15 protein-coding genes are annotated in these 18,122 nt (G+C 67.3%); 3 read left to right on the top strand and 12 right to left on the bottom strand.

What is annotated here, in order from left to right; genetic code table 11:
- Positions 1 to 12: 12 nt before the first annotated feature.
- From ACZY0X_RS16190 to ACZY0X_RS16165, 6 genes are all read right to left on the bottom strand, one after another.
- The gene (locus ACZY0X_RS16190) at positions 13 to 432 is read right to left on the bottom strand and encodes a hypothetical protein (RefSeq protein WP_463771836.1); all 420 of its coding nucleotides are present in this window, start codon (positions 430 to 432) and stop codon (positions 13 to 15) included.
- Positions 433 to 603: 171 nt separating this feature from the next.
- Positions 604 to 1,863, bottom strand: coding sequence for a fatty acid desaturase family protein (locus ACZY0X_RS16185; protein ID WP_463771834.1), 1,260 nt, complete (start codon positions 1,861 to 1,863; stop codon positions 604 to 606).
- A gap of 68 nt (positions 1,864 to 1,931) precedes the next feature.
- Positions 1,932 to 3,098, bottom strand: a complete 1,167-nt coding sequence (locus tag ACZY0X_RS16180) for a ferredoxin reductase (RefSeq protein WP_463771833.1) — start codon at positions 3,096 to 3,098, stop codon at positions 1,932 to 1,934.
- Positions 3,099 to 3,204: 106 nt separating this feature from the next.
- Positions 3,205 to 3,705, bottom strand: a complete 501-nt coding sequence (locus ACZY0X_RS16175; protein ID WP_463771831.1) for a DUF6912 family protein — start codon at positions 3,703 to 3,705, stop codon at positions 3,205 to 3,207.
- 37 nt (positions 3,706 to 3,742) lie between these two features.
- On the bottom strand, positions 3,743 to 5,422 hold the full coding sequence (locus tag ACZY0X_RS16170) for a BCCT family transporter (RefSeq protein ID WP_463771830.1): 1,680 nt from the start codon (positions 5,420 to 5,422) through the stop codon (positions 3,743 to 3,745).
- A gap of 82 nt (positions 5,423 to 5,504) precedes the next feature.
- The gene (locus tag ACZY0X_RS16165) at positions 5,505 to 6,914 is read right to left on the bottom strand and encodes a WS/DGAT/MGAT family O-acyltransferase (protein ID WP_463771829.1); all 1,410 of its coding nucleotides are present in this window, start codon (positions 6,912 to 6,914) and stop codon (positions 5,505 to 5,507) included.
- A gap of 189 nt (positions 6,915 to 7,103) precedes the next feature.
- Here ACZY0X_RS16165 and ACZY0X_RS16160 point away from each other — a divergent pair, with 189 nt between their 5' ends.
- Positions 7,104 to 7,601, top strand: coding sequence for an Rv3235 family protein (locus tag ACZY0X_RS16160; RefSeq protein WP_463771827.1), 498 nt, complete (start codon positions 7,104 to 7,106; stop codon positions 7,599 to 7,601).
- 1 nt (position 7,602) lies between these two features.
- Here ACZY0X_RS16160 and secA read toward each other — a convergent pair whose 3' ends face one another.
- The 3 genes from secA to ACZY0X_RS16145 all read right to left on the bottom strand — a co-directional run bounded on the left by secA (position 7,603) and on the right by ACZY0X_RS16145 (position 12,203).
- Positions 7,603 to 10,434, bottom strand: coding sequence for a preprotein translocase subunit SecA (gene secA, locus ACZY0X_RS16155; RefSeq protein ID WP_463771825.1), 2,832 nt, complete (start codon positions 10,432 to 10,434; stop codon positions 7,603 to 7,605).
- A gap of 164 nt (positions 10,435 to 10,598) precedes the next feature.
- Positions 10,599 to 11,243, bottom strand: a complete 645-nt coding sequence (gene hpf, locus ACZY0X_RS16150) for a ribosome hibernation-promoting factor, HPF/YfiA family (RefSeq protein WP_463772458.1) — start codon at positions 11,241 to 11,243, stop codon at positions 10,599 to 10,601.
- Positions 11,244 to 11,567: 324 nt separating this feature from the next.
- Positions 11,568 to 12,203 (bottom strand): ComF family protein, encoded by a 636-nt coding sequence (locus ACZY0X_RS16145; RefSeq protein WP_463772456.1) that lies wholly within the window; start codon positions 12,201 to 12,203, stop codon positions 11,568 to 11,570.
- 112 nt (positions 12,204 to 12,315) lie between these two features.
- On the opposite strand from ACZY0X_RS16145, the gene ACZY0X_RS16140 reads away from it, so the two are divergent.
- On the top strand, positions 12,316 to 13,089 hold the full coding sequence (locus ACZY0X_RS16140) for an SDR family NAD(P)-dependent oxidoreductase (RefSeq protein ID WP_463771824.1): 774 nt from the start codon (positions 12,316 to 12,318) through the stop codon (positions 13,087 to 13,089).
- Positions 13,090 to 13,199: 110 nt separating this feature from the next.
- A complete protein-coding gene (locus ACZY0X_RS16135; protein WP_463771823.1) occupies positions 13,200 to 13,982 on the top strand; it encodes an SDR family NAD(P)-dependent oxidoreductase in 783 nt (260 codons plus the stop codon).
- A 10-nt stretch (positions 13,983 to 13,992) separates the two neighbouring features.
- Here the strand turns inward: ACZY0X_RS16135 and lpqB are convergent, their stop codons facing one another.
- The 3 genes from lpqB to mtrA are packed head-to-tail and all read right to left on the bottom strand — an operon-like array spanning position 13,993 to position 18,094.
- Positions 13,993 to 15,747, bottom strand: coding sequence for an MtrAB system accessory lipoprotein LpqB (gene lpqB / locus ACZY0X_RS16130; protein ID WP_463772455.1), 1,755 nt, complete (start codon positions 15,745 to 15,747; stop codon positions 13,993 to 13,995).
- A gap of 5 nt (positions 15,748 to 15,752) precedes the next feature.
- Positions 15,753 to 17,411, bottom strand: a complete 1,659-nt coding sequence (gene mtrB / locus ACZY0X_RS16125) for an MtrAB system histidine kinase MtrB (RefSeq protein ID WP_463771821.1) — start codon at positions 17,409 to 17,411, stop codon at positions 15,753 to 15,755.
- Positions 17,408 to 18,094, bottom strand: a complete 687-nt coding sequence (mtrA, locus tag ACZY0X_RS16120) for a two-component system response regulator MtrA (RefSeq protein ID WP_463771820.1) — start codon at positions 18,092 to 18,094, stop codon at positions 17,408 to 17,410. Before mtrA ends, mtrB begins: the two co-directional genes overlap by 4 nt.
- Positions 18,095 to 18,122: the final 28 nt, after the last annotated feature.

The raw sequence follows: 18,122 nt of genomic DNA, 5'->3' as shown, positions 1-18,122 counted from the left end.
CGGCCGCTGGGGTCAGGACTTGGCGGTCGCGGCCTGCTGCTTCGCCGCAGCGGCAGCGGCGTCCTGCTTCGCCTTGGCGATCGCCGCGCGGCCCTCCGGTGAGGCGGCCGAGTTTCCAGATTTGGTCGCACTCGCGACATCGGCGTTGCAGTTCAAGAACAGCAGGACCGTGTCCGTGACGGGTGCGAAGGAATCTCCCTTGAGCCACGGCGCCTTCTCGGAATGCGTGACAACACAGTCGCTGTCGGCCTCCTCGCCACCGGAGCGCGTCGCGATGACGCCGGTCTGGCCCGCCTTGCTGAGCGCCGCCGACACGTCACTGTACTTCTGTCCCGCGTAGTCGTCCGCGTACGCGGTGCCGGCTCCGAACGTCGCCATCGACACCGCCGATGCACACAGCGCGCCCAGCGCGAGGACGCCAGTCCTGTTCATTGGCCAAACGTAGAACCTGAGCCTGAAAGAACCCTGACCCCTTCGATCCGGGATGCTGGGAATCTCCCCCGAACTGGATCCTCCCCCATAAACGAAACTGCGGGGAGATCGTCGATTCGTTCAGAATCGCGATCTCCCCGCAGTCTCGAGGGTGAATCGTCTCCTGGGTGACTAGGCAGCCACGTGCGGATCCTGCTGCGCGGACCGCTTGTCCCGGCGACGCGCGCGCACCGCGGCGATCGCCGACTTGAGCCCACGCCGCTGCCCGTTGTCCACCGGCTCCAGCTCGGCGAACATCCGCTCGCTGCGGGTCTCCGGCGCATCGTCGGCGGTGTCCCGCAGGAACCTGTCCGGCAACGAGAGCTTGGCGATGGTGCGCCAGGTCTTTGCATACTGAACCAGGAAAGGTCCTGTGGTGTACGGCAAGTCGTACTTGTCGCACACCTCGCGCACCCGGATGGAGATCTCGTGCAGCCGGTTGCTGGGCAGGTCCGGATAAAGGTGATGCTCGATCTGATTGCTCAGGTTGCCACTCATGAAGCGCAGCGCAGGACCGCCGTCGAAGTTGGCACTGCCGAGCATCTGCCGCAGGTACCACTGCCCCTTGGACTCGCCCACCATGTCGGTCTTGGTGAACTTGTCTGCGCCATCGGGGAAGTGACCGCAGAAGATCACGGCGTTCGCCCACACGTTGCGGATCACGTTGGCGACCGCATTGGCCTTCAATGTGGACATGAACGTGGCCCCTGGCGATAACGACGTCAGCGCCGGGTAGAACACGTAGTCCTTGGCGACCTGCTGACCGGCCTTGACACCAAACTCGCGCACGCGCTTGAGCGTGGCCGCGCGATCGTCTCGGCCCTTGGAGATCTTGCCGAGCTCCAAGTGCTGCAACCCGACTCCCCATTCGAACCCGATGGCGAGCAGCGTGTTGAACAGCAGGTTGCCGTAGAGATTGAACGGCCTCCACCGCTGATCGCGCGTGACCCGGATGACTCCGTAGCCCACGTCGTCGTCCATCCCGAGGATGTTCGTGTACTTGTGATGCATGAAGTTGTGAGTGAACCGCCAGTGCTTGGAGGCCCCACTCATATCCCACTCCCACGTCGAGGAGTGGATCTCGGGATCGTTCATCCAATCCCATTGGCCGTGCATGACGTTGTGGCCGATCTCCATGTTCTCGATGATCTTGGCCACACCCAGGGTCACGGTCCCCGCCCACCACGCCGAGCGCTTCGAACTCGCGGCCAGCGTCAGCCGGCCCGCGACCTCCAGCGCCCGCTGGGCGGCGATGGTGCGGCGAATGTAACGCGAGTCGCGCTCACCGCGGGAGTCCTCAATGTCCTGGCGGATCGCATCGAGCTCGACACCAAGACTCTCAATGTCGGCGTCGGTCAGATGCGTAAATTCCGGCACATCAGTGATTGCCATTCGGCACCTCCTTCCAATTACCTACGATAGCGTAACCTACGGCTCCGTAGGTTACTAGCCAGTAAACCCTAGACATCCAGCGTGCAATCCCCAGAAGCTGCGGAAACACAGGTCTGCACCCGGGTGCCGGGTTCGTGCTCGGCACCGGTGCGAAGGTCACGGACGTGCCCGTCGACCAGGCTCACGACACACGATTGGCAGATCCCCATGCGGCAGCCGAACGGCATCCGGATCCCGACGTCCTCGCCGGCGTCCATCAGCGATGTCGCCCCATCAGCGTTGACGGTCTTGCCGCTGCGCTCGAAGGTGACCACACCGCCGGCGCCGTGTGCGGCCGCCCTCGATGCGGCGAACCGCTCGAGGTGCAGGTTCACCTCGACCCCCTCAGCGGCCCACGTCTGCGAGGCGTCGTTCAACATGGCCTCCGGGCCGCACGCCCAGGTCTGGCGCTGCCGCCAGTCAGGCACCACGTCGTCGAGCCTGGACAGATCCAGTCGGCCCTCGGTCCGCGTCGTGCGCACCTGCAGCCGGTAGCCCGGGTGCGCATCGTGCAGCGCGGCCAGCTCGGCGCCGAACATCACGTCGGATTCCGTTGGCGCCGAGTGCACGTGGACAATATCGCCGAGCTGATCCCGTTTGGCGAGGGTGCGCAGCATCGACATCACCGGTGTGATGCCAGACCCTGCCGTGAGGAACAGCACCGATGCCGGTGCGGGATCGGGCATGACGAAGTTGCCCTGTGGGGCGGCCAGCCGCACGACCGTGCCGGGCTCAACCCCGCCGACCAGATGAGTCGACAGGAAGCCCTCCGGCATGGCCTTGACCGTGATGGTGATGGTGCGCCCGGCCCACTTGGATGCCGCTGCCGGGTCGGCTCCGTGCACGGGGCTGGAAGTCAGCGAGTAGGACCTCCACCGCCAGCGTCCGTCGACAAGCACGCCGATGCCAACGTACTGGCCCGGTTCGTAGTTGAAGGAGAAACCCCACCCTGGCTTGATGACGAGCGTCGCGGAGTCGACCGTCTCGCGACGCACCTCGAGCACGCGACCGCGCAGCTCCCGCGCCGACCACAACGGGTTGGCGAGTTTGAGGTAGTCATCGGGGAGCAGCGGCGTGGTGATACGCGCGGCGATGGTCCGCAGAGCGTGCCATCCCGGCCGCTCCTTCGCGCCGGCCACGCTGGGCCGGGCGGTGTCGACCACATTGGCCGAGATCTTGATGGTGTTCTTGGCCATTTCGGCTCCATGCTCACGATTGCGATGTGCGGAGTTCCGGGACCAAGCCCTCGGCTCCCGCACGGTTAACCTACGGTACCGTAACTTACGGTCCCGTAGCTAGGTGTCAAAGCAATTCGAGCAGGAATGCCAGCTCCTGGGTGGCGTACCAGGCCAGGTCATGGTCCTGGGCATCCCCGACAGTCAGCTCAGCATCCTCGTCGCCCAGATCTGCGTCGTCAATGACCTCGACCGCCTCCGCGACCGCCGGTTCCGCCGTCGAGTTGTCGACATAGGCCGCGACGACATCGGACATGCCCACCGGACCGGCCAGCCGAACCACCGCGTCATCGAGATCGGGTCGGTCGGTGGCATCGGCGACGTCGGCGACGAGCACCGCGCGGCGCACCGGGAACCCGGACTCGGTGCCCTCGATGGCGATCAGACGCAACGACGCCAGCGCCGCCTCTCGCAGTGCGACCTCGGCGAGTTCGTCGTCGTCACCCTCGGCGTAGGACTCCCGCAGCGTCGGGGTCACCGCGAAGGCCGTCCCGCTGCGCGCGTGCAACGTCCCGTCTGCGACCAGTCCCTGCAGCATGGCCAGAGTCACCGGAATGTAGACGCGCACCTCGTGAGGGTAGACGTGCCGGCCCACTCACACGAGTTCAGTGGTCGCCTGGGTCCTTCTCGACCGCGATGCGGAAGTCGTCGCCGTGCTCGATGACACCCGCGACGACCGCACTGTCGACGGCCTCCGACGCGTATCGCCTGCGCACCATCATCGGGTCAACCCGCAGGTCCTTGACCAGCGCGGCCGCCAGACCCACCATCACCAACACGAACGGCACCGCCGCGATGATGGTGATGGTCTGCAGGCCGTTGAGCGCGTCGGAGCCTCCGACCAACAGCATGACCGCGGCCACCGCGCCGGTGGCCACACCCCAGAACACCACGGTGCGGCGCGACGGTTCGATGGAGCCACGCTCGGAGAGCGAACCCATCACTATCGACGCGGCGTCCGCACCGGACACGAAGAAGATCGCCACCAGGACCATCACCAGGATGCTGGTGACGGTGGCCAGCGGATACTGCTCCAGCAGACTGAACAGCTGACCCTCAATGGTGCCCTGACCGGCCAGGTCAACACCGGACTGCTGCTCGCGAATCGCCGCTCCGCCGAAGACGCAGAACCAGATGAGCGACACCACGCTCGGGACCAGGAGCACGCCGGCGACGAACTGACGGATGGTGCGGCCGCGGGAGATCCGGGCAATGAACATACCGACGAATGGCGTCCACGACAGCCACCATGCCCAGTAGAAGATCGTCCAGCTCTGCAGCCAGGTGTCGACGTCGCCACCCTCGGCGCCGGTGCGGGCCGACATCATCGCGAGATCTTGGAAGTAGCTGCCCACCGACGTGGGAATCAGGTTGAGGATGAACACCGTCGGACCGACGACGAAGACGAACAGCGCCAGCGTCAGCGCCAGCACCATGTTGATGTTGGACAGCCACTGGATGCCCTTGGCCACGCCCGACACCGCCGACAACACGAACGCCGCGGTGAGGATGGTGATGATTCCGATGAGGACGGCGTTGCCGGTCTCGCCGATACCGGCGACGATCTGCAGACCACTGCTGATCTGCAGCGCGCCCAGCCCGAGGGACGCCGCCGAGCCGAACAGCGTGGCGAAGATCGCCAGCATGTCGATGACCTTGCCCCACCCACCGTTGACGCGGGGCCCGAGCAGTGGCTCGAAGGCCGCGCTGATCAGCTGAAGGCGGCCCTTGCGATAGACGCCGTAGGCGATCGCGAGCCCGACGACGGCGTAGATCGCCCACGGGTGCAACGTCCAGTGGAACAGGGTGGTGGCCATCGCGGTCTGCGCGGCGTCCTCGTTTCCGGGCGCTCCGGTGCCCGGCGGCGGGGTGACGTAGTGCGTCAGCGGCTCGGCGACGCCGTAGAACATCAGGCCGATGCCCATACCCGCGCTGAACATCATGGCGATCCACGACACCGTCCGGAACTCCGGCTCCTCGTCGTCGCGGCCCAGCGGGATGTTGCCGAACCGGCTGAGCGCCAGCCACAGCACGAACAGCACGAAACCGGATGCGGTCAGGACGAACAGCCAGCCGATGTTGTTCATCACCCAGTCCAGCGCGCCACCCGATGCCGAGGCCAGCGATGCTGTGCTGATCCCGCCCCACACGAGGAACCCGACGGCAAGGACCGCGGTGACACCGAATACCACCCAGTCGACGCCGCGGCGCCGGTTCTGCGCCTCCTCGTCGACCTCGATGTCGAGAATCGGGTGCGGGATCGTCTCACCAGTCGCTGTCTTCACACTCGCGGCGATGGGATTGTCTGCGGATTTCGGGGCGTTCTTTTCAGTAGCCACTAAGCCAGTTGATCACAACGGGCTTATGTCATCGCGATGACTCCAGCAATTCGTCGAGTGACTCGCGCAGCAGATCCGGGAGAACATCGACGTCGCTCATGGCGTCGCGGTCGGCGTTGATGCCGAAGTAGAGCATGCCGTTATAGGACGTCACGCCGATCGCCAGTCCCTGGTTGTGCAGCAGCGGCGGCACGGCGTAGGTCTCCAGCAGTTTGGTGCCCGCGACGTACATCTGTTTCTGCGCACCAGGCACATTGGTGATCAACAGGTTGAACTGGCGCGCCGAGAAACTGGTGGCAACCCGAATGCCCATGGCGTGCAACGTCGGCGGGGCGAACCCAGAGAGCGTGACGATGGTCCTCGCGTCGACCAGGCTGGCGGCCGTCGAGTGCGATTCGGTGGCGTGGGAGATCTGCGACAGCCGGACCACCGCGTTACCCTCGCCGACCGGCAGGTCCACCAGGAACGGCGCCACCTCGCTGATGGCCTGACCTGGACCTACCGCGTCGATCTCGGCGTCGGGGTACACCGAGGTCGGCGCCATGGCGCGGACCGTCAGCGCCGATGTCACGGGCTCGCCCCGCGACATCAGCCAGCTGCGCAGTGCACCCGCCACCACGGCGAGCACGACGTCGTTGACATCGCAGTCGTAGCGCGCCCGTAGCTGGCGATAGTCCTCGAGTTGGTGACTGGCCACGGTGTAGCGGCGGTTGCGTGAGACGGTGGCGTTCAACGGGCTGCTCGGCGCGGTACCGCGGGCAAATGTGCGCGCCACGTCGGCGAATCGCCGACCCGCCTGAACCAGCGCGCCGCTGTTGGTGACGACGTCGGTGACCGCGGAGCGCACCGCGGCCATCTGGGCGGTCGGCCGGGTGATCCACTCCCCGACCGCACCGAGGAGCAACTGCGTGTCGCCGGGTTCACGCCCCGGAATCCAGATGTCCTCGCCGAACTCCGGTGCCTTCTGGGCGCGGTCGGCGATGACGTGGCCGATCTCAAGTGCCGTCATGCCGTTGACGAGCGACTGATGGGACTTGGTGTAGATCGCGAGGCGGTTCTTGGCCAACCCCTCGACGAGGTACATCTCCCAGAGCGGTCGGGACTTGTCGAGCTGCCGTGACGCGAGTCGGGCGATGAGTTCGTGCAACTGCGCATCGCTGCCCGGAGTCGGCAGCGCCGACCGTCGAATGTGATAGGTGATGTCGAACTCGCGGTCGTCGACCCAGACCGGCCGCGCCAGGCCGAGCGACACCTCGCGCACCTTCTGCCGGTAGCGCGGGATCTGCGGCAGGCGCTTCTCGACGGTCTCGAGCAGCGTCTCGTAGCTCAGCCCGTTGCGGGGCTTGCGCAGGATCGAGAGCGTCCCGACGTACATGGGCGTCGACGTGTTCTCTAATTGGTAGAACGCCGCATCGGAGGCCGACAACCTGGTCACCATTGGCAGCGCCGACCTCCCCATTTCTGTCTCGCACGAACGGATCGGACGAACCTTCGCAACGGTAGCGGCCGAATCCCCCAGTGCGCAGCACAAAGGCGCGTCGGCGTGCCTGTCAACCGTGGGATCATAAGGGTATCTGCGACTCTCCAGCAGATGCCGTCCCGTTGCATCGACTGCTGGAGAGCTGCCGTGACCACATCGCGCATCCCGACCCGACGCACACCGTTGACGTCGCCCGTCATCGACTATGAGCCGCCACCGGTCGCGCCGGGCACCTGTCCCCAGCCGTCGCCGGCCGCTCTCCACCGACGCACGCCACGACACTTGCGGCCCGCACCTGTGCCCGCGCCCGACATCGGGCCGCCCAGGGCGGCCGCGGTTTTCGCCGCTGGCGCACTTCGCCGGGTCCTGGAGGTGGCCGACCGGCGCCGGCCCGTCACTCAGCTGCGCACGGTGCTCACGCCGTCGCTGATCGACACCGTGGCACTGCTGACCCGCACCCGCCCGGTCGACGGTGCTGCCGTGCTCCGGCGTGTTCGGCTGCAGGCAGTGGCCGTCTCTGCGGGTGAGACAACGGCGGCCGAGGTGTTCGCCACCTACACGCGCGGGGACCGGGTACGGGCCATCGCTGGTCGTGTCGAGGTGGTCGGCGGCCGGTGGGTCGTCGTCGCTCTTCAGATCGGCTGAATCAGCCCCGGCGGGCCTTGGGGCCACCGCGACCCTGCTTGCGGGCAGCTTCGCGACGCTCGCGCCGAGTGGAGCCGCCGGGAGCGGCGTGCTTGGGGCCGCCGCCCTGGCGCTGGACCTCAGCCGAACCGTCCTCGGACGGGCCCACGTAGGTCATGGGGCGCGAGTCGTCATCGTCGATCCCCTTGACGCGCAAGGCAGGTGGCGCCTCCTTGGTGGCCACGCCTCCCCCACTGGACTCCTGCGCCTTGGCCGCGGCGTCAGCCGCGAACTGGGCGAGGTTCGGCGGTGGCGCGACGGGCGCGACCTGGTTGGCCGGTTCGGCGACACCGGGCTGCACCTGGGCGTTGAACAGCAGGCCGACCGACTCCTCCTTGAGACCGTCAAGCATGGCCATGAACATGTCGTAGCCCTCGCGCTGGTACTCGACCAGCGGGTCGCGCTGGGCCATCGCGCGCAGCCCGATGCCCTCCTTGAGGTAGTCCATCTCGTAGAGGTGCTCGCGCCACTTGCGGTCGATGGTGCTCAGCAGCACGCTGCGCTCGAGGTAGCGCATCGCGGTCTCGCCGCCGATCTCGACCAACGCCGCCTCGCGCACCGCATAGGCGCGTTCGGCATCCTTGACGAGCGCGTCCAGCAGCTCCTCGCGGGTCAGCTCACCGGGTTCGCCGACGGCGCCGGAATCGATCAGATCGTGATGGTCGATGCCCACCGGGTAGAGCATCTTCAGCGCTGTCCACAACGCCTCGAGGTCCCAGTCCTCCGAGTACCCCTCCGCGGTGGCGCCGTCGACGTAGGCGGTGATGACGTCGACGAGCATCCGGTGGGCCTGCTCCTGCACGTCCTCACCCTCGAGGATCAACCGGCGCTCGGCATAGACGACCTTGCGCTGCTGGTTCATCACCTCGTCGTACTTGAGGACCTGCTTGCGGATCTCGAAGTTCTGCTGCTCGACCTGGGTCTGCGCGCTCTTGATCGCGCGGGTCACCATCTTCGCCTCGATCGGCACATCCTCGGGCAGGTTCAGCCGCGTCAGCAGCGACTCCAGCGTCGCGCCGTTGAAGCGCCGCATGAGTTCGTCACCCAGGGACAGGTAGAACCGCGACTCGCCCGGATCGCCCTGGCGTCCGGAGCGCCCACGCAGCTGGTTGTCGATACGCCGCGACTCGTGGCGCTCGGTGCCCAGCACGTAGAGGCCGCCGGCTTCGATGACCTCCTCGGCCTCCCGCTCGACCTCGGCCTTGACCTGCTTCAGCGCCTCGTCCCAGGCAGCCTCGTAGTCCTCGGGGGTCTCGACGGGGTCGAGGCCACGATCACGGAGCCGCTTGTCGGCCAGGAAGTCGGGGTTACCGCCGAGCACGATGTCGGTACCGCGACCCGCCATATTGGTCGCCACGGTGATCGCGGCGCGCCGGCCGGCCTCGGCGATGATCCCGGCCTCCTGCTCGTGGAACTTCGCGTTGAGGACGTTGTGCGGGATGCGCCGCTTGGTGAACTGCTTGGACAGGTACTCCGAGCGCTCCACGCTGGTGGTGCCGATCAGGACCGGCTGGCCCTTCTCGTAGCGCTCGCTCACATCGTCGACGACGGCGATGTACTTGGCTTCCTCGGTCTTGTAGATGAGGTCGGACTGGTCGGCGCGGATCATCGGCTTGTTGGTGGGAATCGACACCACGCCCAGGCCGTAGATCTCGTGGAGTTCCGCCGCCTCGGTCTGGGCGGTACCGGTCATGCCCGAGAGCCGCTCGTAGAGACGGAAGTAGTTCTGCAGCGTGATCGTGGCCAGCGTCTGGTTCTCGGCCTTGATCTCGACGTGCTCCTTGGCCTCGATGGCCTGGTGCATGCCCTCGTTGTAGCGGCGCCCCACCAGCACGCGGCCGGTGAACTCGTCGACGATGATGACCTCGCCGTTGCGGACGATGTAGTCCTTGTCGCGGGAGAAGAGCTCCTTGGCCTTGATGGCGTTGTTGAGGTAGCTCACCAGCGGCGAGTTGGCGGCCTCGTAGAGGTTCTCGATGCCGAGCTGATCCTCGACGAACTCCACACCCGCCTCGTGCACGCCAATGGTGCGCTTGCGGATGTCGACCTCGTAGTGCGTGTCCTTCTCCATCAGCGGAGCCAGCCGCGCGAACTCGAGGTACCAGTTCGACGCACCGTCGGCGGGACCGGAGATGATCAGCGGGGTCCGGGCCTCGTCGATGAGGATCGAGTCGACCTCGTCGACGACGGCGAAGTTGTGGCCGCGCTGCACCATGTCCTCAACGGAGTGCGCCATGTTGTCGCGCAGGTAGTCGAACCCGAACTCGTTGTTGGTGCCGTAGGTGATGTCGGCGGCGTAGGCGGCGCGCCGCTCGTCGGGTGTCATCTGCGACAGGATCACGCCGACCTCGAGCCCGAGGAACCGGTGGACACGGCCCATCATCTCGCGGTCGCGCTTGGCCAGGTAGTCGTTGACGGTCACGATGTGCACGCCCTTGCCGCCCAGTGCGTTGAGGTACGCGGGCAGCACTGAGGTCAGGGTCTTGCCCTCACCGGTCTTCATCTCCGAGACGTTGCCGTAGTGCAGCGCGGCAGCACCCATGACCTGCACGTCGAACGGGCGCTGGCCCAGCACGCGCCACGCCGCCTCACGGGCAACCGCGAAGGCCTCGGGCAGCAGCTCGTCGAGCTCGGCGCCGTCGGCGATGCGCTTCTTGAACTCGGCGGTCTTGGCCTGCAGCTCCGCGTCAGTCAGCTTCTCGATGTCATCAGACAACGAGTTGACGTAGTCGGCGACCTTCTTGAGACGCTTGACCATGCGGCCTTCGCCGATTCGGAGCAACTTCGTCAGCACAGCAATATCCCCTGCGGGTTCGGCGGCCTCCACGATGGACCACGTGTTTCGTCAAACGCCATCCATCGTAGGTGACTCGCCGCCGTCGGCGGTTTCACCGCGCGACCAGACACAAAAGTCCCGCGACACCTGGGGCGCCGGGGACCTTTGTGTCTGGTCGGGGATCAGGACAGGCGGATCAGCCCATAGTCGTAGGCGTGGCGGCGATACACCACCGTGGGCTTGTCACTCTGCTCGTCGTGGAACAGGAAGAAGTCGTGTCCGACGAGTTCCATCTCGTAGAGCGCATCATCAACGCTCATGGGCTTGGCGGGGTGCTCCTTGGTCCGCACGATGTGGCCGGGTTCGTGGTCGAAGGCGGCGCCGTCGCGCTCACTTGCCGACTCGGCGGACTCCGAGGGAAGGAAGGCCTCCGGCGCGATGACCTTGGTCGCCTCCGCGACCGAGACCGGCGTCTTGTCGCCGTAGTGAATCTTGCGCCGGTCCTTGCTGCGACGGAGTCGGTTCTCGAGTTTGGAGACTGCTGCCTCAAGGGCCGCGTAGAAGCTGTCCGCACATGCCTCGCCACGAACCACAGGACCTCTGCCCCGCGCCGTGACCTCCACGTGCTGGCAATTCTTCCGCTGACGTCGGTTGCGCTCGTGGTCGAGTTCGACGTCAAACAGGTAGATGGTGCGGTCGAAGCGCTCGAGTCGTGCCAACTTCTCGGCGACATAGGTGCGGAAGTGGTCGGGTATCTCGACGTTGCGTCCCTTGACCACGACCTCTGCGCTGGGCGCTACCACTGGCGGGTCATCGTCGACAACCATCGTCGATTGGCTGGATTGCACGGAATGTATTGACATACTTAGCAACTCGTTTCTCTTCGCATCGCACGCATGAGGGCGTGTGGGCTAGTCGGGAAACGCGCCGACGGGATCAGTAGGTCGTCGCCCACCGGCGCAAGGTGTCGAGTTCTCACCTCCTACCGCTGTGAGCGATGTGGCGCTGTATCTGCTCAACGCCGCCGTGAACACTCACGGTTGGTTGGCACCGACGGTAGTCCGAGTTCACCCATGTGTGCCACAAATTTCGCATACCCGTTTCGAGTTCTTCATGTGCGCTTGACGCCACCGTGACGGCACGGTCGACACTCAGGCATGGGCGATGGCGAGAACGGCCACGACGCGCGCGCCAATCGTTTGCAGGACACGGACACTCTCGGTCACGGTGGCACCCGTGGTGACGACGTCGTCAACGAGCACCACCTCACCCGAACCCTCACCCAGCGCCGACTTTCGCAACCGGATTCGACCGTCGACGTTGCGCTGCCGAGCACCCGCCGACAGGCCCACCGAGTCCTTGGTGAAGGCCCGCATCCGCAGGGCGTCGACGACCGTGACGCCCGGCGCGGCGGCGACCCGCGCCATCCGGGCCACCGGATCCCCGCCACGCCGGCGAGCCGCGGTCGCACGGGTGGGCGCGGGCACCGCGACCAGCGGCGTGGATACGACACCCCAGGTGAGTAGCCTTCCCAACCCGACACCCAGCGCGTCGCCTAGCGGGCCGAGGAGGTCGGTGCGCCCGTGCTCCTTGACGGCCAGGATGGCCTGGCGCCGCGTGCCCGCGTAGCGCCCGAGCGCGAAGACCGGCACGCCAGGGTCCAGTCGTGGGCTGACCAGAACGGGTTCGGCGGCCCTGGTCGCGATGGTGTGTGCACACGCCCGACACCACCGGGTCGACGGCGCGCCGCATCCGCCACACTCCAGGGGCAGGACCAGGTCGGCCAGCATGCGAGCAGTGTGGCGATCGCGTCTGACACATATCGGCGAGAACCGGTCCGCAGCCGATGCTGTACGACTTACAGTTGCGAATTCGTTAGATCGACTACATGGAGGCACAGTGGTGAACAAGGGCGGGCGCACCGCGCTAGTCATCGGCGGCGCGTCGGGCATCGGTTGGGCGTCGGCCAGGGCGCTGGCGGCCGAGGGCTACCGGATCGTGTTGGCCGACCTCAATGGCGACGGTGCCGCGGCGCGGGCGGAGGAACTCGGCGCCCCCCACACGTCGGCGACCGTCGACGTCACCGACGAGGACTCAGTCGCCGCGTTGTTCGAGGCGGCCGGACCGCTCGACGTCGCCGTCACCACGGCAGGGTTCTCCAACGTGAGCCTCATCGTCGACATGCCCGTCGACCAGTTCCGTTCGGTGATCGACGTGTGCCTGACCGGATCGCTGATCGTGGCCAAGTACGCAGGCCGACACCTGGTCGACAACGGTGCGCTGGTGTGGATCTCATCGCTCAACGGCCGCCAGGCGGCGGCGGGTATGAGCGCCTACTGTGCGGCCAAGGCGGGGCTGTCGATGCTGACGCAGGTGGCCGCGATGGAGTTGGCGGTGCGCGGGATTCGCGTCAACGCGGTCGCGCCCGGATTCGTGCACACCCCGCTGACCGAGGGAGCCGCCTTGGTGCCCGGCGTCGTCGACGAGTACATCGAGAACACCGTGCTGGGACGGGCGGGCCAGCCGGAGGACATCGCCGACGCGGTGGTCTTCCTGTGCTCGGAGAAGGCGTCCTGGATCACCGGCGAGGTGCTCGACATCAACGGCGGCGCCCACATGAAGCGCTACCCCGACGTGATGGGTCACGTGAATCGGTTGATGGGCACGGCGTGACGCGTTCGTTTCACGGCAAGCAGGCGGCGCGGACGCGAGGAGCAAAACAGGCGGCGCGGACGCGAGGAGCAAAACAGGCGGCGCGGACGCGAGGAGCAAAACAGGCAATCGTGACGGGTGCCGGATCCGGCATCGGTGCGGCCCTGTGCCGCGCGCTGGCCGGTGCGGGTGCGGAGGTGGTGTGCACCGATATCGACGGCGACGCCGCCGCCCGCACCGCCGAGCCGCTGGGCGCCCGGTCGGCGCGTCTGGACGTCACGGACCCGGTCGCGGTGCAGGCCGCCGTCGACGAGGTGGTGAGCCGGGCGGGGCGGCTGGACCTGATGTTCAACAACGCCGGGATCACGTTCGGCGGCGACACCGAGCTGCTGACCCTGGACCAGTGGAACGCCGTCATCGACGTGAACATCCGTGGAGTCGTGCACGGCGTGGCAGCGGCCTACCCGGTGATGGTCGCCCAGGGCCACGGTCACATCGTCAACACCGCCTCGATGGCGGGCCTGGCCGCCGCCGGTCAGATCACCAGCTACGTCATGAGCAAGCACGCCGTCGTGGGGCTGTCGCTGGCCCTGCGGTCGGAGGCGGCGGGCCGCGGCGTCGGCGTGCTGGCCATCTGCCCCACCGCGGTCGAGACCCCGATCCTGGACAAGGGTGCGATCGGCGGGTTCGTGGGCCGCGACTTCTATCGGATGGGGCAACGCAGCGCGACATTCGCCTCGGCCGACGATCTGGCGCGCGACACGTTGACGGCCATCGACCGCAACAAGGCGCTTCTGGTGTGGCCGCGGCAGGCCCGCACCGCATGGCGGGTGGCCCGCTTCGCACCGGGGTTCCTGCAGCGGATGTCGATCAAGTTCGTCGACAGGCAGCGGGCCGCGCAGGCCGCTCGGTGAACCGGCCGGGTCAGCCCGGCAGCACCGGTATCGCGCCGGGCGTCATCAGCGGTCGCACCTCGGCCCACGCCAGGTCACCCTCGGCGGCCGAACCCGAAAGGGCAAGCACACCACGCTGATCGGCGACATACACCGTCGACGGGTTGGCGGCCACGGTCGACACCGGGGCCAGCAGATTGCGGCTGGGGCCGTCGGAGTTCACCCCGTCGAGGTTGACGTAGGACACCGGGTGCTTGGGATCGGTGCGGCTGACGACGATGTCGTCGCCGGTGCGCCAGGCCAACGACACCGCAGTGGTGCCGAGCCCGAAGCCCAGCCGCCGCGGATAGGTCAGGGCGTACTGCCCGCCCTGGGTCTGCTCGACCCCGGCGAGGATCACCTGGCCCTCGATCACCATCGCCGCACGGGTGCCGTCGCGTGACAGCTGGAGTTCGTTGATCGGGCCGGGGAAGCGCGTGGCGACGGCGGCGGCGTCCACGGGGATGCGGGCGGGCTGGCCCGAGGCGGCCTCCTGAATGACGCGCACGACGTTGGCGCCGTCGATGACCACCCAGACCGCGAGGTCGAGTGACCAACTGGGCCGCGTCAGCATGCGTCCGTCGATGGCTTGGGCGGCATCGGATCCCACCGCGCCGACCCACAGCGACGACACCATGTCGGGGGCGCCCGGTCGCAGCGTCACCACCGACGCGACCTCCTGGCCGCTGCGCGACAGTGCTGCCGCCCTCTGGTCAGGTATCTGGCCGAACGACCCGGGCACTCGTGGCGCCCGCTGTCCGTCGAGTGACACCAGTGAGCCGCCCACCAGTGCGTGCAGACCGGCGGCGGCCCCCGGATCGGCGCCCGGGTCGGTGGCTGCCACGTCGGAGGTGCTCCAGCCCTCCGCGAAGCGGTCGTCAAGCGCCGCACCGTCGGCGTTGATGACGTAGGGCCCGTTGACACCCGCCCGTGACAGCGTCCAAATCACCTGGGCGGCAAGCAGTTGCCTACTGTGCGGGTCGGTGGTCGAGAGGTTCTCCAGGTCGACCCTGGCGCCGCCGTAACCGCGGCCAACGCCGGTCTTGCCGCCGTCGGCCCGGGTGACGGGACCGCGCAGTCGCAGCGGCGAGGCGAGCAGGTTGCGAACGGTGTTGTCCATCTCCGGGCGGGGCCCTGAGACCAGCTTGGTCACCAACTCGGTGGCCAACTGGTCGGGGTCGGACACCGCGACGTAGCGCGGGTCGGGCACGACGGTCTTGCCGGTCGGGTCGACGAAGTACAGGGTGTTGCGCTTGTAGGTCGCCTGGAACTGCTGCCAGTCCAGGAAGACCCCGTTGGGCAGCTTGTCGATGCGCCAGCCGCCGGGCGTCTTGATCAACTCGATCGGGCCGGGGTCTGGCAGCGCACCCTCTCCGGTCTCGAAAACCCCCATGTCCGACAGGGAGCCGAGAATGTCGGCGCGCATCGTCACCGTCACCTTCTCGGGCCCGCGGGTCTCTACGAACACGACGCGGTCGATCAGCAGCGCACTGCCCGCGTCGTCCCAGGATTGCGACGCCGACTCGGTGAGGAACTGGCGCGCGGCCAGGTGACGGTTCGCCGGATCCGCGGTGGCCTTGAGGAATTCGCGCAGCAGGACGTCGGGGTCCATGCCCGGGGTGGGCGTCGGCAGGCTCGGCGGGGCGGGTCGGTCGACCGTCCCGATCGCCTGCGGCGCAGAGGAACTCGGCACACCAGCGCAGCCCGCGAGCATTGTCGAGGCCAGCAGGAGGACCGCTGCCAGCAGCCGCGTCACGTGCGCTCCCCCACGTCCTGGTGTTCCCGGGCAGGTCGGCGCGGTGGACGGTCGGGGCCCGTGGGCTTGAGCGGAAGCGGGCTGGTGGTGACCTTGTGCCCGCGCACCAGCGGAAGGGTGAGCCGGAACAATGCGCCCTTGCCGGGCTCGCCCCACGCCTCCAGCCGGCCCTGGTGCAACCGGGCGTCCTCGATGCTGATGGCCAGGCCCAGCCCGGTGCCCCCGGAGCGGCGCACCCGGGACGGGTCGGATCGCCAGAATCGGCTGAACACCAGCTTCTCCTCGCCCGGGCGCAGCCCGACGCCATAGTCACGGACCGTGACGGCGACGGTGTCCTCGTCGGCGACCATCCGGATCCGCACCGGCTTGCGCTCGGCGTGATCGATGGCGTTGGCGATGAGGTTGCGCAGAATCCGTTCCACACGGCGCGCGTCGACCTCCGCGATGACCGCCTCGGCGGGCAGGTCGACGATGAGGTCGACGTCGGCGTCCTTGGCGAGGTGGCCGACGTTGTCCAGCGCGCCCTCCACCACCGACCGCAGATCCTCGGACTCGACCGACAGCTCGGCCACACCGGCATCGTGTCTGGAGATCTCGAGCAGGTCGGCCAACAGCGTCTCGAATCGGTCCAGCTCGCTGACCATCAACTCGGTGGCGCGGCGCAGGGCGGGCTCGAGGTCGTCGCTGTGATCGTGGATCAGGTCGGCGGCCATGCGCACCGTCGTCAACGGCGTGCGCAACTCATGGCTGACGTCAGATGTGAAGCGCCGCTGCAGATTTCCGAACTCCTCGAGCTGAGTGATCTGCCGCGACAGGCTCTCGGCCATATCGTTGAACGACACCGCCAATCGCGCCATGTCGTCCTCGCCACGCACCGGCATGCGCTCGGTCAGGTGCCCCTCGGCGAAGCGCTCGGCGATCCGCGACGCCGACCGCACCGGCAGCACGATCTGGCGGGCCACCAGCAGGGCGATGGCGGCCAGCAGGCCCAGCAGCACGACGCCACCGGTGGCCATGGTGCCGCGCACCAACGCGATGGTGTTCTCCTCGTTGTTCAACGGGAAGACCAGGTACAGCTCGAGATTGGTCACCGACGACGACGTCGGGCTGCCGACGATCAGGGCGGGACCCGAGAAGCCGTCGGCGCTCACGGTGGCGTACTGGTAACTGACCTGGCCGGCCTTGACGAAGTCGCGCAGCGGTTCGGGTATCTGGCTGATGGGGCCTGCAGCAGTCGCCGCGCGGGGGCCGTCGCCGGGCACCACGAGGACGGCGTCGAAGGCCCCGGCGAGACCGGCACCCGTGTCCGCCTTGCGGTCGATGAGCGTGTTGCGGGCCAACTGCAGGCTGCTGTCGAGCGAGCGGGCCTCCTCGCCACCGACGATCCCACTCACCGTGGTCCGGGCGCGGTCGATCTCCTCGGTCGCGGCACGGACCTTCACCTCGAGGATCCGGTCGGTGATCTGACTGGTCAGCACGAAACCCAGCACCAGGATGACCGCCAGCGACAGCCCGAGCGTCAGTGTCACCACCCGGAGTTGCAACGAGCGGCGCCATGCGAATCCAAGTGCCCGACTCAGCGCACCCATTCCGCGCAGAAGCGGGCCGGATGGCCCCCAACGGCCGCGGATGCGCCGCCTCGAGCCCCAGATCACGGGGGTCCGGCCTTGTATCCCACTCCTCGAACGGTCAGCACCACCTGCGGGTTCTCGGGATCCTGCTCGACCTTGGCCCGCAGACGCTGGACATGCACGTTCACCAGGCGCGTGTCAGCCGGGTGACGATAGCCCCACACCTGTTCGAGCAGCACATCCCGAGTAAACACCTGCCGTGGTTTGCGCGCCAACGCCACCAACAGGTCGAACTCCAGCGGGGTGAGCGAGATCTGCTCACCGGCCCGAGTCACCTTGTGCGCGGGCACGTCGATCTCGATATCGGCGATCGACAGCATCTCGGCGGGACCGTCGTCGTTGCGGCGCAGGCGTGCGCGCACCCGTGCGACGAGCTCCTTCTGCTTGAAGGGCTTCATCACGTAGTCGTCGGCACCGGACTCCAGGCCCAGCACGACGTCGACGGTGTCGGTCTTGGCCGTCAGCATCACGATCGGCACACCGGAGTCGGCGCGCAGCACGCGGCACACGTCGATGCCGTTCATGCCGGGCAGCATCAGATCCAGCAGCACCAGATCCGGCCTCAACTCACGGACCGCGGTGAGTGCCTGGGTGCCGTCGGCGACAACCGCGGTGTCGAATCCCTCACCGCGCAGAACGATCGTCAGCATCTCGGCCAGCGATGGATCGTCGTCGACGACCAGAATCCTTTGCCTCATGGTGTCCATCGTGTCACCAGATCGCGATAAACCTCGG

It is taken from the genome of Mycobacterium sp. IDUB_39, assembly GCF_055419205.1.
This window is presented reverse-complemented; position numbering and strand designations above follow the sequence as displayed.

Bases quoted from the DNA above. Each gene is read 5' to 3' on its own strand.
- ACZY0X_RS16190 (WP_463771836.1), bottom strand. From the start codon at position 432: ATGAACAGGACTGGCGTCCTCGCGCTGGGCGCGCTGTGTGCATCGGCG.
- ACZY0X_RS16185 (WP_463771834.1), bottom strand. From the start codon at position 1,863: ATGGCAATCACTGATGTGCCGGAATTTACGCATCTGACCGACGCCGAC.
- ACZY0X_RS16180 (WP_463771833.1), bottom strand. From the start codon at position 3,098: ATGGCCAAGAACACCATCAAGATCTCGGCCAATGTGGTCGACACCGCC.
- ACZY0X_RS16165 (WP_463771829.1), bottom strand. From the start codon at position 6,914: ATGGTGACCAGGTTGTCGGCCTCCGATGCGGCGTTCTACCAATTAGAG.
- hpf (WP_463772458.1), bottom strand. From the start codon at position 11,243: ATGGTTGTCGACGATGACCCGCCAGTGGTAGCGCCCAGCGCAGAGGTC.
- mtrA (WP_463771820.1), bottom strand. From the start codon at position 18,094: ATGGACACCATGAGGCAAAGGATTCTGGTCGTCGACGACGATCCATCG.